At 39.6% G+C, this 17,565-nt stretch carries 11 protein-coding genes; 5 read left to right on the forward strand and 6 right to left on the reverse strand.

The features are described from left to right. The first annotated feature begins 10 nt into the window (after positions 1–10). The gene (gene ccmS, locus VB836_RS16845) at positions 11–442 is read left to right on the forward strand and encodes a beta-carboxysome assembly chaperone CcmS (RefSeq protein WP_323220871.1); all 432 of its coding nucleotides are present in this window, start codon (positions 11–13) and stop codon (positions 440–442) included. Here ccmS and VB836_RS16850 read toward each other — a convergent pair. From VB836_RS16850 to ftsH3, 5 genes are all read right to left on the reverse strand, one after another. Beyond that, the gene (locus VB836_RS16850) at positions 439–1,182 is read right to left on the reverse strand and encodes a response regulator (RefSeq protein WP_323220873.1); all 744 of its coding nucleotides are present in this window, start codon (positions 1,180–1,182) and stop codon (positions 439–441) included. The two genes, ccmS and VB836_RS16850, sit on opposite strands and share 4 nt — an antisense overlap. Positions 1,183–1,315: 133 nt before the next feature. Then, positions 1,316–2,200, reverse strand: coding sequence for an alpha/beta fold hydrolase (locus VB836_RS16855; protein ID WP_323220875.1), 885 nt, complete (start codon positions 2,198–2,200; stop codon positions 1,316–1,318). A gap of 18 nt (positions 2,201–2,218) precedes the next feature. Then, positions 2,219–2,830: a LysE family translocator gene (locus VB836_RS16860; RefSeq protein WP_323220876.1), complete on the reverse strand. Its 612-nt coding sequence runs from the start codon at positions 2,828–2,830 to the stop codon at positions 2,219–2,221. 4 nt (positions 2,831–2,834) lie between these two features. Further along, the gene (locus VB836_RS16865; RefSeq protein WP_323220878.1) at positions 2,835–3,305 is read right to left on the reverse strand and encodes an Lrp/AsnC family transcriptional regulator; all 471 of its coding nucleotides are present in this window, start codon (positions 3,303–3,305) and stop codon (positions 2,835–2,837) included. Positions 3,306–3,435: 130 nt separating this feature from the next. Beyond that, positions 3,436–5,274, reverse strand: coding sequence for an ATP-dependent zinc metalloprotease FtsH3 (gene ftsH3, locus VB836_RS16870; protein ID WP_046280289.1), 1,839 nt, complete (start codon positions 5,272–5,274; stop codon positions 3,436–3,438). 486 nt (positions 5,275–5,760) lie between these two features. Here ftsH3 and VB836_RS16875 point away from each other — a divergent pair, with 486 nt between their 5' ends. The 3 genes from VB836_RS16875 to VB836_RS16885 all read left to right on the forward strand — a co-directional run bounded on the left by VB836_RS16875 (position 5,761) and on the right by VB836_RS16885 (position 15,427). Further along, positions 5,761–13,695 carry a glycosyltransferase gene (locus tag VB836_RS16875; protein ID WP_323220880.1) on the forward strand — a complete coding sequence of 2,645 codons (7,935 nt, stop codon included), beginning with the start codon at positions 5,761–5,763 and terminating at the stop codon, positions 13,693–13,695. Between the two features lie 253 nt (positions 13,696–13,948). Next, positions 13,949–14,413 (forward strand): glutathione peroxidase, encoded by a 465-nt coding sequence (locus tag VB836_RS16880; RefSeq protein WP_323220881.1) that lies wholly within the window; start codon positions 13,949–13,951, stop codon positions 14,411–14,413. Between the two features lie 498 nt (positions 14,414–14,911). Further along, the gene (locus tag VB836_RS16885) at positions 14,912–15,427 is read left to right on the forward strand and encodes a hypothetical protein (protein WP_323220882.1); all 516 of its coding nucleotides are present in this window, start codon (positions 14,912–14,914) and stop codon (positions 15,425–15,427) included. Between the two features lie 63 nt (positions 15,428–15,490). Here VB836_RS16885 and VB836_RS16890 read toward each other — a convergent pair whose 3' ends face one another. Further along, the gene (locus tag VB836_RS16890; protein ID WP_049560112.1) at positions 15,491–15,961 is read right to left on the reverse strand and encodes a DM13 domain-containing protein; all 471 of its coding nucleotides are present in this window, start codon (positions 15,959–15,961) and stop codon (positions 15,491–15,493) included. Positions 15,962–16,177: 216 nt separating this feature from the next. On the opposite strand from VB836_RS16890, the gene der reads away from it, so the two are divergent. Then, entirely contained in the window at positions 16,178–17,539 is a 1,362-nt protein-coding gene (der, locus tag VB836_RS16895; RefSeq protein WP_323220884.1) for a ribosome biogenesis GTPase Der, read from the forward strand. Positions 17,540–17,565 lie beyond the last annotated feature (26 nt).

Raw genomic sequence — 17,565 nt, forward strand, 5'->3', positions numbered from 1 at the left:
TAGGATAAAAATGACGATTTTGGGTAGCACTCAACCGGAACCAGACGAAAAAAGTTGGCAATATCAGTTAGATCGATTTGTTGACAATAATCAGCAAGAATTAGCAGCGTTAGCTTGGGGATTTTATCAAGAACAAACTGAACATGACAATACACTAGGAATTGATATCATACCAACCCCTCATTTTATTTCCTGTTCACGAGAAGCTCTTGAAAAATTGAATAACAGCGTGAATAATAAGCTGCAAGAAATCTTAGGATTAATCGATGGCTACCAACCTGAACAAGAGGTTTTAATGATTGGTTTTGCAAATAATGGCGTTAAACTGATCTATTTTGAACCGGAATTAAATCCGCCCGAATGTTTTGAAAAATCAGGTCAAAATATTGCGAGTTTATTAGAAAAACTAGAAGCCAAAATGCTTGCACAGATTCAAGTTTAGTTTTCAATAATGATTTCGTTGATCTCCCAGTCCAAACAGAACAAATCAATCGGCCCATTTGGATGAACAGCACAGTTAATTCCGTCCTGACCATGATAATATAAACAAACTTGGCAAGGTCGGGTTTGATCAAGTTGTTGCTGTAAATTTTCCCATTTATTTTGGGTAATCTTCAGGGTTCGACTTGCTAATAAATGATCGGGGTTAATTTCTAAGCTTTGCTGAAAGGCATTTAAAGCCGTTTTGTATAACTTGAGAATTTGATCACCTGATTTTTGCCAAGCAGAAGTTCGATTTTCGTAGAATTTAATGAGTTTTAGCGTTAAAATACCATATCTAAACCAAGCATCAGCCGAGAAGGTTGTTGTAGAACCTTTAGCCTCGAGTAAGACTCGTTTAATGGTTTGTAAAAGTTCGCGAGTTTGCCAAGGCTTACTCACATAAGCTTCGGCGTGTTTGATACCTTCATAAATTGCCAGTTGTTGTTCTTTTCCGGTGATAAAAACAACGGGTATATTCTGTGTTTTGGGGTTGGCTTTAATTAAACGACAAAGGCGATAGCCATCAATTCGAGGCATGACAACATCCAACAAAACCAAATCAGGACAAGTCGCTTGCAGTTTATTCAAAGCATCAATCCCATCATAAGCTTGAATGACATTCATTCCATTCCAAGCTAACTGATAGGAAATACATTCTCGCTGACTGTGAGAATCTTCGACAATTAAAACAGTGTTCATGGGTTCAAGGGCAGGATCACGATTAGGCACAAATCATCAACTCTTGTTATGAGTTTACCCAGTTTGACTCCTATTGTTGTCGCCCTTCCTAAAAATTTTACATAAAATTTTGCTCAATGACTGCAACCAAATTTTATGATAGAAAGTTTAAAATATGCTGTGCAGTGATTTGGGGCTGTTCTAGATGGGGGACATGACCACAGTTTTTAATCCAGATTAATTGAGAATTAGCGATCGCTTTTTGGAATTTTTGGGCATCTGCTGTCCCTAAAATTCGATCATTTTCCCCCCATAAAATTAATGTTTGCTGCTGAATTTCACTTAACTTTTTACCAAAAGCCCCATATCCGCCACTTTTAGTAAAGCTAATTAAAGAACGATTCCAAACAGGCATTTCTAAATGCAAGGCTGCACAAACTTGGGCATCGGGAGAAGCAAAGGTTTGATCAAAATAAGCCGTTTCACTAATTCCCTGTCTGACTTTAGGATTGCGTAAAAATTCAGTCGCCAGATTGTCTAAAGGAGGAAACAAAAACTTTCCTAAAATCGGCCCAGAACTCATTCCGGCACTTCCAATTAAAACTAAAGATTGAACCGCTTCGGGATAAGTTAGCGTAAAATCAAGGGCTGCTGCACCGCCCATTGAAGTGCCAACTAACATCACAGGCTGATTAATTAAAGTCTTCCAAAAATAGTATAAATGAGTCGAGATTGCTTGAGGATTGATGATGATATTAACATCTCGTTCAGTAAACCCAAATCCTAATAAATCAACCGCCCAAGTCTCATTGTTAGCTGCTAGTCGCGGCAATAATCGTCTAAACTCTAGTACCGAACTATCGAAACCATGCAACAGTAAAATCGGCGTTCCTTGACTCCCTTGATGAACATAACGGGTGAGAATGGGTTCTTTTCTCAAGGGCGTAGAAATGGGGTGAGATTCGATTTGTTGGGCGAGGGTAATTGAAGTTAATTCAGTCAGTTTTTGGACTGGGGCCGGAAGAAAACTAGGAAACATGATAGAGTCTAAAAAGAGTTAACCTTTGATGCCTGTGACTAGAGCTATCATACCAAATCCTAAGATAATTACACCAGAAATTTGGTTAACCGCTTTCAGGGTGCGATCGCTAAATTTTTCTCGAAATAAACTCACCCCACTCGCCAACAACAACCACCAAGATGCTGATCCGATAAACACGCCCAAGACTAAAATAACAGCATCTAGATAATGATTTGCAGTGGCGAGTCCCAATCCCGCAAAGATAGCTAAAAAAGATAAAATCGTCATAGGATTGGTAATCGTCAAGAAAAAAGTTGAAGCAAAAGCCCCAGCAATTTGATTGGATGTTGCGGCTTCCGTTGCGGGTTTTTCTAAAAAAGTTTTCCAGCCCAAATAACAGAGAAATAATCCGCCAAAAATCTTGAATAAAACCTGTTGACTGACTAAAAAATTAGACACTAAACTCAACCCAAATCCCGCAATACAGCCATACATTGCATCCGCCGTCGCCGCCCCTAAACCGGAGATAAACCCCGTTTTTTTTCCATAGGTTAAAGAACGACGAATACATAAAACACCAATCGGCCCGACTGGGGCTGCAATAGAGAAACCCACCAACAAACCTTTTAAGAAAAAACTAATTTCCATAAACCTACTCAACTTCACGTTCAAAGGGAGGTAGCGGAATTGCTGAAGTCTCTTTTGATGTCGATAAAACAACCGTTGTGCGAGTTCTTAAAATGCCCGAAATACCTTTAATTTGTTCACTGACAATTCGTTCTAAATGACGAGTATTCTGACAGCGAACCTTCAATAAATAGTCATCATCCCCGGTGACGTGATGACATTCCATCACTTCGGATATTTCCTGAATTCGTTGCAAAAAAGCGTCGCGATATTGCGGTTGTTGTAGAGTAACAGCAATAAAAGCCATGAGTTCACAACCGACAGCTTCAGGGTTAATACGGGCGTTGTACCCTTGAATGATACCTCGTTCCTCTAGGCGCCTGACTCGTTCGGCGGTTGCAGGTGCAGACAGCCCCAAGAGGGTGGCCAGTTCAGACCAGGTGATGCGACCCTGAACCATAAGATGCTGAATCACCTTATTATCTATTGCATCCACAGTAATTTACCTTTTTTTCGTAAGTATATATTTAATATACCATATAAAACATTGAGAAAAAATCAAAGCTACCCTAGAATCTCCTAGAGTAGCCTGATTAAGATTAAGTTTCTCAGATGAGAACGATCAACTAGGCGATCGCAGCGACTCGAACATCATTATTTCCTAAGAGTTCTTGCAGCTCCTCCGAGTCAACCGTCTCTTTCTCGATCAACATTTCTGCCAATTTATCCAGAACGTGGCGATTTTCCATCAACACATTTTTAGCACGAACGTAAGCTTCATCAACTAACTTACGAACTTCATCATCAATGGTTGCGGCTGTTTCTTCGGAGAAATCCCGCTCAGACATGATATCACGACCGAGGAACACATTCCCCTGTTGACGACCCAAAGCCACAGGCCCCAAACGGTTACTCATCCCATAACGGGTAATCATTTGACGCGCCACACGAGTCACCTGTTGCAAGTCGTTAGAAGCGCCAGTGGTGACTTCTTCTTCGCCGAAAACAATTTCTTCCGCCAGACGTCCGCCTAAAGCAACGGCCATCTGATTTTGCAAATAAGAACGACTGAACAACCCAGAGTCCATGCGATCTTCACTGGGCATAAACCAGGTTAACCCACCCGCACGACCACGAGGAATAATGCTGATTTTTTGTACCGGGTCGTAGTCTGGCATCAACGCACCGACTAACGCATGACCCGCTTCGTGGAAGGCGACTAAAGTTTTGCGTTTTTCGCTCATTACCCGATCTTTCTTCTCGGGGCCTGCGAGTACGCGGTCAATGGCGTCGTTCACCTCATCCATTGAAATTTCGGTTAAGTTGCGACGGGCCGCCAAAATAGCCGCTTCGTTGAGTAAGTTCGACAGGTCAGCCCCGGTAAACCCAGGAGTCCGACGGGCAATTTTTTCGAGATCTACGTCTTTAGCGAGGGTTTTGCCGCGTGCATGAACCCGCAGAATTTCCAGACGACCCGCGTAGTCAGGACGATCAACAACAACCTGACGGTCAAAACGACCCGGACGCATTAACGCTGCATCCAAGACATCAGGACGGTTGGTGGCGGCAATAATGATAATTCCGGTATTGCCTTCAAAACCATCCATTTCGGTGAGTAACTGGTTGAGGGTTTGTTCCCGTTCATCGTTACCACCACCTAAACCCGCACCCCGTTGACGACCAACGGCGTCAATTTCATCGATGAATACAATACAGGGAGCGTTGGCTTTGGCTTGTTCAAACAGGTCACGGACGCGGGACGCACCCACACCGACGAACATTTCTACAAATTCTGAACCGGAGATACTGAAGAAAGGAACACCTGCTTCACCCGCGACGGCTTTGGCGAGGAGGGTTTTACCGGTTCCAGGAGGGCCGACTAACAGCACGCCTTTGGGAATTTTCGCACCAACGGCGGTAAAGCGATCGGCGTTTTTCAGGAAGTCTACCACTTCGCTGAGTTCGAGTTTGGCTTGTTCAATTCCGGCTACATCCCCAAAGGTGACTTGAGTTTGGGGTTCCATTTGAACTCGCGCTTTAGACTTGCCAAAGTTCATGGCTTGGCTTCCGGGGCCGCTTTGGGCGCGACGCAACAGGAAAAATAAGCCAACTAACAGTAAAATAGGGAAGAATAAGCTGCTGAGAGCTTTGAACCAGAAACCCTCATCACTTTGAGGCATCACGGAAATGTCAACGTTATTCTGACTCAGAATATCGATCAAGCCGGGATCGGGAGGAAGGTTAACCATGACTTTGGAACCATCTTCAGCCGTAACCAGGGCTTTAGAGCGATCAGCACTCAGGCTAACCCGCTCAACTTGCTTATTTTCGACTTCCTGAATGAAGGTACTATATTTCCAAGTTTCCCGTGTTTGAGGTTGTTTATCAAAGAAGGCGGTTGCCAGGGCGATGACAACGATTGCTAAAAGTGCGTATAAGCCTGCGTTTCTCCAGCGTTTGTTCACCGGGGTCTATCCTCCTAATGTTGCTCCGAGTCCTGTGGACTCTGGTATCTTTTTTATTATGTTTACCAATCTTAACGTATTTTTCACCAATCCTGGGGATCGCGATCGCAAGTTCGACGTTCGGTGTAAGGTTGTACGGTGAGATTGACTCGTTATCGGTTACGACAGGAGCAATTACAATGAAGACCCACAGATTTTAGATGCTGCTGTAATCCATACTTCAACAGACATCTACTCATTAACAAGGATGATTCTCTGATAGGTTTATAAGAGAAATGAGAATTCAATCCAATTTCGTTAGAGCATACACGGCAAAAGACCAATTTATTATTCAGAATCATCGGCGAGAACCAAACTGTGAATAACTCTAATTCCTCAAGCACTAGGTTTTGCAAAATTTGTGAAAACACTTCTTCAAAGTTTTCTGAAGCTACAATTTTAAATCGCTATGATATTAGTTATTTTCAGTGTTCGGTCTGTGGATTTGTGCAGACTGAAGATCCATTTTGGCTGCAAGAAGCTTATTCTAGTCCGATTGCTGCCAGTGATGTTGGATTGGTTTCTCGAAACTTACAACTTTCTCAAGTTACTGAAAAGTTAATCTTATCGAATTTTCACCCCCAGGGAAAGTTTTTGGACTATGGTTGTGGTTATGGTTTGTTAGTGCGGTTAATGCGTGATTCAGGACTCGATTTTTACGGTTATGATAAATATTGCCAGAATCTATTTGTTAAAGGGTTTGAGGGAACCGTGAAAGAAAGATATGAATTGGTCACTGCTTTTGAGGTTTTTGAACATTTTGTCGATCCGATTCAAGAAATTGAAGAACTGTTGAAAATTTCTAGAAATATATTCTTTAGCACGCAACTATTACCAGGGCATAATCCCCAGCCAAATGAATGGTGGTACTACGCCCTTAACGAAGGTCAACATATTGCCATCTATACTCAACAATCATTGGCTGAAATTGCCAAACGATTTGATCTAAATTTGTACTCTGATGGGAATAGTTTACATTTATTAACCGAAAAAAAATTAACGGAATTTTCTTGGATAAACTCTATATCTATTCATCAATCAAAGTCACAGCTTCCATCTTTAATTGAAAAGGATTTTTCCAAAGCAGTGGAAGGCTCTAAAATTAAACAAAAACTAAATGATACTTTAAAAATTATTATTGATGGAGCATTTTTTCAAATTACAAAAACGGGAATTTATCAAGTTTGGGTTTCCTTGCTCAAAGAATGGAAAAACTATGGATTTGCTAAAAATATTATCGTTTTAGATCGAGCGGGAACGGCTCCGAAAATTCCGGGAATTGAGTATCGAACGATTCCGGCTTATGACTATAGTAAAACCAACGAAGATCGACAAATGCTTCAGGAAATTTGCGATCAAGAACAAGCGGATTTATTTATCTCTACTTATTATACAACGCCACTAACAACACCCTCAGTATTCATGGCTTATGACATGATTCCTGAACGTTTGGGATTAAATCTCAATGATCCGATGTGGCGAGAAAAACATTATGCAATTCGACAGGCTTGTGCTGCAATTTCTATTTCTGAAAATACAGCTCGTGATTTAACACATTATTTTCCTCAATTTTCTTCTGATAAAATTACTGTTGCTCATTGTGGAACGAAACCCATCTTTACTCCAGCATCAACGGAAGAAATTCAAAACTTTCAATCAAAATATGGGATTGCAAAACCTTACTTTATTTTAGTTGGGGAGCGAGTGGGAGCCGGAGGATATAAAAATACAATCTTGTTTTTTCAAGCCTTTGCTCAACTTGCGAATAAATTGGACAGAGAAATTGTTTGTGTGGGTGGAAGTGCTGAAATAGAACCCGAGTTAAAAGCTTATGTTCAAGATAGTCAGGTTCATCAACTGCGGCTCAGTGATCAGGAGTTAAAAGCTGCCTATTCCGGTGCAATTGCTTTAGTTTATCCCTCAAAATATGAAGGCTTTGGAATTCCAATTATTGAGGCGATGGCTTGTGGTTGTCCAGTCATAACCTGTAGAAATGGTGCAATTCCAGAAGTAGCGGGAACTGCTGCAATTTATGTCAAAGATGATGATGTTGAAGAATTAGTTCTGGCTTTAGAGACTGTTCAAGAATTAGAAAGGCGTCAGTCTTTAATATCGGCAGGTTTAACCCAATGTCAAGGCTTTAATTGGTCAACAATGGCAAATATTGTCAGTTCAACTTTGGTTAAAATAGCTCAAAAAATAAAGACATCAAATATAAATAAAAAAACGCACTTTCAGAAGTTTACCTATTCCAAACGCAGTCATTTTAATGAATTTCGTCGCTTTGGATATTATACAACTCTCAATCCTAATCAGTGCGATCTTAAAGCCTATCAAGATTTATTAATTTATAATCTGATTATCGAACATCTCCCTCCCGCATCTAAACTCTTAGAAATTGGGGGTGGAAATTCCCGAGTGATTCAAGCGTTAAAACAGGATTATGAGTGCTGGAATCTGGATAAATTAGAAGGTGCTGGAAATGGCCCAACTCAAGTTGATAATCAGTTAGGTTATCGTTTGATCAAAGATTATATTGGGAATTTTAACTCAGAACTTCCTTCAGAATATTTTGATGGTGTCTTCAGTATTTCTACTTTAGAACATATTCCTGAAGATGAAACAAACTATCAAAGAATTTGTCAGGATATAGATAGAGTATTAAAGCCAGGAGGATGGTCTTTTCATTGCTTTGATATTGTGATCAAGCCTCAAGAAGTTTGGACAAATAAACTTTTAACCTACCTATTTAATCAGCTTAAAACTCTGAATCCTTTAATTCCTTTTGAACAAATGCGGCAGGATTCAGATTTATATGTCATGCCTGAATTAGCTTATAATCACTACTGGCAGCATATAACCCAAAAATCTTATCAAGAATTTGGTAAACCTGCTTCCTACAATATTTTCTGGCAAAAACAATCCCAGCATAAACAAGTTTCATCTCCACAGATCAGGATACATCAGTCTTTACCTAAAATTTCAATTGTTACTCCTTCTCTCAATCAAGCTGAGTTTTTAGAAGCCTGTATTGACTCAGTTTTAAGTCAGAACTACCCGAACTTAGAATATATTATTATGGATGGGGGAAGTGTAGATGGTTCGGTGGAAATTATCAAAAAATATGAAAAGTATTTAACTCATTGGCAAAGTCAATCCGATGGGGGTCATTATGCTGCAATCAATAGGGGATTTAGCCAAACAACAGGGAATATTATGGCTTGGTTAAACTCTGATGACAAATACCATCCAGATGCTTTGTTCAAAGTCGCGGCTGTTTTTACTCAATATCAACAGGTTGAATGGATAACAGGAATTCCAACAGAATGGAATCAACAAGGAAAAGGAATTCAACATCCAAGCTATCAGCTTCCTTGGTCAAGAAAACTCTTATTAGAAAAGCAAAATGTTCGAGATAATCCTCAACTTCAACATCTATGGATTCAACAAGAAAGTACATTCTGGAAAAGATCGTTATGGGAAAAAGCAGGAGAGAAGTTACAAAATAATCTGCAATTAGCGGCAGATTTTGAACTGTGGTTACGTTTTTCTCGTTATGCTCCTTTGTATCGAGTTCAGGCGTTAATTGGAGGTTTTCGTGTTTATAATAATCAACGTTCAAACCTCTATAAACAGCAGTATTTTCAAGAAGTTGAACAGGTGGCAACAGCCGAATTACAATTGATTCAGCAAGGATTGTATAAGGCTGAAATTCCTACACCGGAAGTTCTTCGACTCAATGAAGAAGATATCATTGAGCTGAAAAAAATGGCTAATATGATCAGTTCATCTCTTTTAAATATAGTTCAAGACATCAAAGAAAAAATAACAATTGTTACCAGCATCGCACCGAACAACCTAGAAAAACAAAAAACTGCGATCGCCAGTTGGAAATCACTAGGCTTTTCTGTCGTATCCCTCAATACTTCTTCGGAAATTAAACAGCTTCAAACTTTGTATGAGAATGTAACTTTTCATCCCGTTACTCGTGATGCTGAAGCAGAAGTTGGAAAACCCTTAATCTATCTCGATGATATTCTTAGTTTTTTACAGGGTCAAAACTCTAAAGTTTGTGGAATTGTTAATTCAGACGTGCAGCTAAAAGCCGATGAAAAATTTTATTCTTGGGTTCTAGAACAAGCTGAAAATGCCGTTGTTTTTGGTTCTCGCATCGATATTGAGTCTTCTAATGAATTGCCAGGAGAAATTTATGATAAAGGGTTTGATTTCTTCTTCTTTAACCAGCAATTTTTAACAGCATTTCCCAAGACTTCATTTTGCTTGGGTTTACCTTGGTGGGATTTTTGGGTTCCTTTAATCGCTTTACAACGAGGATGGACGTTAAAACGCCTGGTGACACCGATTGCTTATCACCTTAAACATTCTGTGAATTACAGTAATGAAAATTGGCAAAAATATGGTATTTTGTTTGTTGAGTTTTTCAATAGTCAATTATCAAGCCAACTTCGAGAACAGCAGAAAATTAATCCCGTTCAATTGCAAGGAAACTTAATTAAAATTGCTAATCAATTTATTGAACAAGTTCTCACACAATCTATCACTCTAGAATATCAACCTTTTGTGAGTGAATCTGATGTCAGTCATAGCAGTCAGCAACACAACCCGTTACTATCTGTAGAACCCCAAAATCAGATCATTGCCGAAAATAGAAAGAGAATATTTCCGAGTATTGAACTTTTAAATCCTCATCTTCAAAGACCCTTATTTTCGGTAATGATTCCCACCTTTAATAAAATTAAATATCTCGAACAAACCCTGAAAAGTGTTCTAGAACAAGCATTCACTCCAGAGGAAATGCAGATAGAAGTGATTAATGATCATCCAGATGCGACAATACAATCAGAACTAGAAGCAATTGTCAATCGAGTTAGCAACCGAGTTAAATTTTATCGTCATCCTGAACAAAATATTGGTCAAACTGCAATCTTTAATTTGTGTTTACAACGCGCTCAAGGATATTGGATTCATTTATTACATGATGATGACTTTGTGTTACCCGGATTTTATCAAAGTTTCCGAACTGCAATTGAACAAAATCAAAAGATTGGTGCTGCATTTTGTCGTCACTTTTATGTTGATGAAAACAATCGTCAGCGATCTCTATCATTTTTGGAACGAGAAACACCCGGTTTACTCGAAAATTGGCTAGAAAAAATTGCAACGTCTCAACGTATTCAACCCTCTTCAATTGTTGTTAAACGAAGTACCTACGAACGTTTAGGAGGTTTCTGTAAAGAAGCTGGATCAGCAGCAGATTGGGAAATGTGGAAGCGAATTGCAGCTTATTTTCCCATTTGGTATGAACCTAAAGCACTCGCTTGTTACCGCTTACATTCGACTTCTTGGACATCTCGCTTATTGCAAACGGGAGGGAATATTTTAGATACCCTCCAATCTATTGAAATTTCACAGTCTTATCTTCCACCAGAAAAAGCAGAAACACTCTCTAAACAAGCCCGAGAACATTATGCGTTTTATGCGTTAAATACGGCGAAACAAATGTTAGGAGTGGGGGAAGAAAAAACAGCGATCGCACAAATTAAAGCAGCAGTACAATGTAGTCAGTCTCAGCCTGTCAAAGATGCGATTATTCAGCTATTCAGTTCAGAAATATGGGGTTCTCAAGACTTAAATGGTATTTTGAAAGAAGTAACAACTCTATCAGAACAATATCGCCAAAATCCCAAAAATATAACTGTTTTAGATAAACTGCGAAAAATCCGCCAAACATTAGGACAATTTTGGCTGAATACATCCTTGGAAAAATTAGATAATTTTTATACAGAAGATTGCGGAAAAATTCACCAAACCTTACTCAATACTGGGATAAAAAATGAACCGTTAACTGAAGATGAACAGTTAGCTGTTAATCAATGGATAGCCTATCTTTCTCAGGGTTTAAATCAACCTAATGCTATCCCACATCTCCTCGCCACAATGTTGTATTGCTATCCCCATCAACTCCCCTCTCAATGGTACAAAAACGCTCCTATTCCCAACTGGTTTGTGAATGATTATCTGACATTTATGCTGACACCACCTCATTTCTTTCAGCAAACCGGAGAAGTTGAACGTTATTATTCTTATCTGAAAGGATGGGTTGACTATCTTCATAGTCGAATCTTTAGTGATAAAACCTCAAAAACTTGGCAAGATATCGCTAATGTGTTTCTGCTTAGAATGAACGCGATTCCGCTTTATTTTAGTTCTGAAAATCTCAAAGATATCTATATAAAACGAGCGGAAATTATGGAGTTAGCGCTCTTAAGTCAGGGTAATAAACTAGATTATACCTTTCCGAAACGCTCTGAAAGCCTAGATAAAATTCGTTTAGGAATTCTCAGCACTCACTGGAACCCCCAAACGGAAACCTATTCAACGTTACCTGTTTTTGAACATCTTGATAGAAATCAGTTTGAAATTATTCTCTACACTTGTCAAATCAACAATCATCCTCTGGAAAAATATTGTCAGAGTCGTGCGGATCGTTGGATCAAACTTCCTCAAAAATTAAGCGATCAAGTAAAAACCATTCGTGCTGATGATTTAGACATCCTTTTAATTGGTACAAATGTAACCGCAGTCACCCATTCTATTACCCTGTTAGCGTTACATCGACTCGCAAGAATTCAAGTCACTTCGACTTCTTCTTGTGTGACAACGGGAATGCGAAATATTGATTATTATATCTCTGGAAATTTAACGGAATCTCCCCAAGCACCCCAACAATATAGTGAAAAATTAGCCGTCATTGAAGGAACTGCACATTGTTTTAATTACTACGCTATCCCACCTGCTCAACCAACAGTTCATCCTCAACGTTCTGATTTTAAACTTGATGAAAATACGGTTGTTTTTATCTCGGGTGCGAACTTTTATAAAATTATACCGGAGTTGAGAGAAACTTGGGCAAAAATTCTGGCAAAAGTTCCGAATTCTGTTTTAATTCTCTATCCCTTTAACCCCAACTGGACATCTAATTATGCTCGAATTCCTTTTCTCAATACCCTCAAAACCGCTTTTGAACGTTACAATGTTAAACCGAGTCGTCTGATGATTTTAGACACTCAACCCAGTCGAACGGATATTAAACAATATCTAAAATTAGCAGATGTTTATTTAGATTCCTATCCCTTTTCTGGGGTGAATTCTTTGGTTGATCCATTAGAAGTTGGTTTAGTAACCATTACTCAAGAGGGTGATTCTTTCCGTTCAAAAATGGGATCATCTTTATTAAAATACCTAGCTTTAAATGACTTAATTGTTGACAGCGAAGATGCTTATATTAACTTAGCAGTTCAGTTGGCGACAGATGCTAAACTCCGACAAAAATATAGTCAAAATATTGCAGAAAAAATGCAGAAAAATCCTCCATTTTTAGATAGCTATCGTTATTCTAAAAAGATGGAGTCGCTATTTAAGCAACTGTTCAATACTTTGAAACAACAGCAAGAATTTCCTGAAATTCCTCTCAACACAGCGATCGCCAGACGAGACTATTTATCGGAGTTAGTTCATCATATTAATCTCTACACACTTAATCCCTCTGAGGAAGCTATTATCGAACGTTTACGGCAACTTCGTAAAGTGATGGCGGAATATTGGTTAAAAATTTCTCCTGATCAATTAGAAGAAGTTTACAAAGGACATATGGGAAATGGTTATCAAGTGTTACTCAGTCGCGGAATTCAGCATGAAGCTTTAATCGAAGCTGAACGTCAATTTGTCGATGAACTTACTCAAGTCGCAACGGGTTTAAAACATCCAAATTCACTCAACTGTTTAATGGCGGCTATGTTGTATTATGTCCCCGGAAAAATGTTAGTTCGAGATGCAGAGAAACGTTTACCCAGTTGGTTAATAAAAGACTATCAAACGGTATTTGAAAATCAACAAGCTTTGCAGAAAGTTGAACAGACATTAGCCGCAGCACAGGTAAAACTCACACCGGAAACCTTAACTCAAAATACTCTTGATCTTCAAAATAAACAATATCAGAATCGCCTACAAGGTTGTCTAAACTTATATCGTATTGATCCGTCCAATCAATCTGTTGTAGAAGAATTACGTCAAATTCGGCGACAACTAGCAGATTTTTGGTTAACTCTAGCAGAAACGGAGTTAGAATCAGTTGAGCAAAGTTCTATCGGAAAATGTTCTCAACTTTTCTATAGAAGTGATTTTATCGGCGAACCGTTAACGGAAACCGAACAGGAATTTTATCAACAATTAATAACTCAGTTGAGTCAGAGATCAAAAGCTCAAAAAACTGTCAATTTTATCTTAGCTGCAAGGCTTTATTCCCCTCTTGAACCATTGCAAATTCCCGAACTTTTAGCTTTACCTTCATGGCTACACTAGGGAGAATTCATCAATATCCCTACCAATGTAGGGGCGGGTTCAGTCGAGATTTATGTCTCTCACAAACCAGCTTAATAAACCCGCCCAACCCCTCACGAGTTTTTTCAGTGTAAGGGTGGGTTCAACCGAGATTGAGCTCTGTAGCCCAAAAATCAACGGACAGACTGAGTTTTTAAAGAATTTTTGGGGAAAGTTTGAAATTTCAGTGCGCTTATTTAATAATAAGATCTGTACTACGACATCATCATCAAAAATGCCTTTACCCACTGAGCTAAAAACCTTAGAAGGACATCCCCTTTCACCCGAGAGACTGGCCAATAAAGTCATCCTTTTTGTCAACGTTGCGAGCAAATGTGGCTTAACACCTCAGTATAAAGGTCTAGTGGCACTACATAATGAATTTGCAGCTCGTGGCTTTGAAATTGTTGGCGTTCCTTGCAACCAGTTTGGCGCTCAAGAACCCGGTACTCCCGAAGAAATAAAAACCTTTACTCAAAGCAAGTACGAAGTAGATTTTACCCTACTGGAAAAGCAAGATGTTAACGGAGCAAAGCGCAGTTCTTTATATCAATTTCTCATCGGTGAAGGGCCAGATATTGCCTGGAACTTTGGTAAGTTTTTGGTGGGGCGAACAGGTGAAGTCGTCGCTCGTTTTGAACCTCAAATTGCTCCAGATGATCCGAGTTTACGGGCTGAAATCGAAAAAGCTCTCTCATAGTTTTGAGCGGTATCGCCAGCTAAACAAAGCTTAGAACAGATCCTCGTCTTCAGCGCAAGCAAGACGGGGAAAATGTAAAATCATCAGTCAGTTTGAAGTGACTCCGATGTAAAATATTAACAGACGAAAAACCACTAAGACACAAGGAACACCAAGAGCGAGTTTTAGAGTCTTTGTGTCGTGGGGGTGAATTTACCCATCCCAAAAATCCCATCAGTATAACACATTTTTTGCATTAGTATTAGTGTAAAATAGAGTTAAGTTTTAATCTTCCTAATGAAGATAAATTTTCATTGAGTTTATATCAAAGGTGAGAGAACCTATAATTTTTAGATCTTCTTTTCTCAGTCTCCTCTCTCTTGAGTTATAAAACCCGTTGAACTTCTATCCTCAAAAATATTTCTTAAGCCAGAGGTAAATAATTAGCTATTTTTTTACAGTATTAAACAGCAAGTTAAATTGCAAAATAACAGCCATAAAATCTACAGGAGAGTTTGCATGATTAGAAGATTAATAGGCGCTATCAAATCTACTTCTTTGAAAAGTGTTTTAACTATTGTTTTAGCGGGGATTTTAGTCGTTGTTACAACGGCTTGTAATGCTAAACCTCCGGCTCCTAATATTACAGGTTCGGGAGAATATCACAGCAGTAAAGGACAGCAGAAAGAGCTTTATGCACCTGTTCAGAAGAAGAAATCAGGTGGAATGTATCCTTATGAAGATATGGATACAGAACCGAGCAATTACACAAAACGCAAGGCTAATGAGTTAGTAGAAAATGCAAAGAGAAATGTTAGCAAAGTGAATGGCCCTGAAGAATTTGCCGAAAATTACAGACAGGGAACCCCACTGAATGAACGAGTGCAAAATATCTCCGAAGATGTCGGTCAGTCTGCTAAACAGTTCACAGAAGATGTAGCATCTGGAGCAAAACGCAACGTTCAGAAGTTGAAAGAAAATACTCAAAACGCTATCGAACACCCGGAAACTTTTGTTGATCACTTACAACGGTAAGTTTGAGAAAAAATAGAATCTTTACAAGGGGCTTAAGCCCCTTGTTTTTAACTGATCTAAACCTTAAAAACTTGCATAACCAAATGTCACATCAAATTTACGACACCAAATCCCAACAGACTTATATTGACTGATATCCAGATTATCCGGAAGTAGATACCGTTGCGCTCCCTCAAAACTTTGTAGAGAGGTCAGTGTCATATATTCTTCTTTTTTAGGTTTAACTGGAATTGTGCTATTTCGATGTAAAATGACATTAACATCAGGGCCTTGAGCTGTGGTAAATGCACCATCAAATTCTAAATACCGTTTACCATTTTCAGTAACAATCCGAGCCATTCCTTTCGTGGGATGATCCTGTTCAACTGTTACAAAAGAACCCGTTGCAATAATATTATTATTTTGAGCGATCAATGGAGTTGCAGCCGAGGCGGGAAGCGTCGAAGCGACAGAGGTCAAAGCCACTTCACCGATCACTGTATTTAAGAGAATAACAGAAGCGATACTAACCGTTTTTAAAGTGTTGATGAGCATAAACTTATCTCCGTTTCCGATTTCCTTACATTCACTAAGATAGAAGCTAAACTTGGGAAACAGATGATATGTAAAATAGAAAATGCTGAAAATTAATGAAATTGACCTCAGACCCTTCTCAGGGTTTTCTCACATTTTGTCTCTATTTCCAAGAGAACTCGCTACAATAGAAGGTTGAATATAGAAGATTGCCAGTGACGAGCTGCTCTAAACCCCATGCCCTTACCGATTGTCGCAATTATTGGACGCCCAAATGTAGGTAAATCTACCCTGGTAAACCGCCTCACTGAAAGCCAAGAAGCCATTGTTCACGATCAACCGGGGATGACTCGCGATCGCACCTATCGCCACGCCTATTGGCAAGATCGAGAGTTTTCGGTGGTCGATACCGGAGGCTTGATTTTTGATGATGATACCGAATTTTTGCCCCTGATTCGTGAACAGGTGATGGTCGCTTTAGCAGAAGCCACAGTCGCGATTTTTGTAGTAGATGGACAAGTCGGGCTAACGGGGGGAGATGAAGCGATCGCCAGTTGGTTGCGTGAACATTCGGTTCCGGTACTCTTAGCCGTGAATAAATGCGAATCTCCCACAGCCGGCTTAATGCAATCGATGCAATTTTGGGAACTTGGCTTAGGAAATCCTTTCCCCATTTCCAGCATACATGGCAGTGGGACAGGCGAGTTACTCGATGAATTAATCCAATATATTCCCCGCCGTGATGAAATCGAAGAATCCACCGAAATTCGAGTGGCAATTGTCGGGCGTCCGAATGTTGGAAAATCCAGTTTATTGAATGCCTTTTTAGGAGAAAATCGCGCCATTGTTAGCCCGATTTCTGGTACAACTCGGGATGCGATCGATACCGTCGTTGAACGCAACGAAAAGACTTACCGTTTAATTGATACAGCCGGAATTCGTCGCAAAAAAAATGTCGAATATGGGGCGGAATTTTTTGGCATTAATCGTGCCTTTAAAGCCATTCGTCGAGCCGATGTTGTGCTGTTAGTGCTTGATGCCGTTGATCGCGTCACCGAACAGGATCTCAAGTTAGCAAATCGCATCGTAGAAGAAGGTCGCGCTTGTGTAATTGTCGTCAATAAATGGGATACCGTTGAGAAAGATACCTACACCATTTTAGAATACGAACGAGAAGTCAAATCAAGACTGTATTTCATCGAATGGGCGAAAACCATTTTTGTCAGTGCCTTAACCGGACAACGAGTAGAAAAAATTATCGATTTAGTCGATCAAGCCGTCGCCGAACATCAACGCCGCGTTAGTACCGCCGTGATTAATGACGTGATCGAAGAAGCCGTCAGGTGGCATTCTCCCCCCACCACTCGCCAGGGTAAACAAGGGAAAATTTATTATGGGACTCAAGTCAGTAGCCAACCGCCAACACTGGTATTATTTGTCAATGATCCCAAACGATTTAATGAAAATTACCGTCGTTATATGGAAAGTCAATTTCGCCAACAATTGGGCTTTTTAGGCACACCTATTCGGTTAATTTGGCGCGGGAAACCAGCCCGAGAAGTCGAACGCAATACAGCCAACCGAGCCACAAAAGTTTAACTCTCACCAGTCTTTGCAGTTGACAG

This window comes from Limnoraphis robusta BA-68 BA1 (assembly GCF_034932365.1).
Taxonomy (GTDB): Bacteria; Cyanobacteriota; Cyanobacteriia; order Cyanobacteriales; family Microcoleaceae; genus Capilliphycus; species Capilliphycus robustus.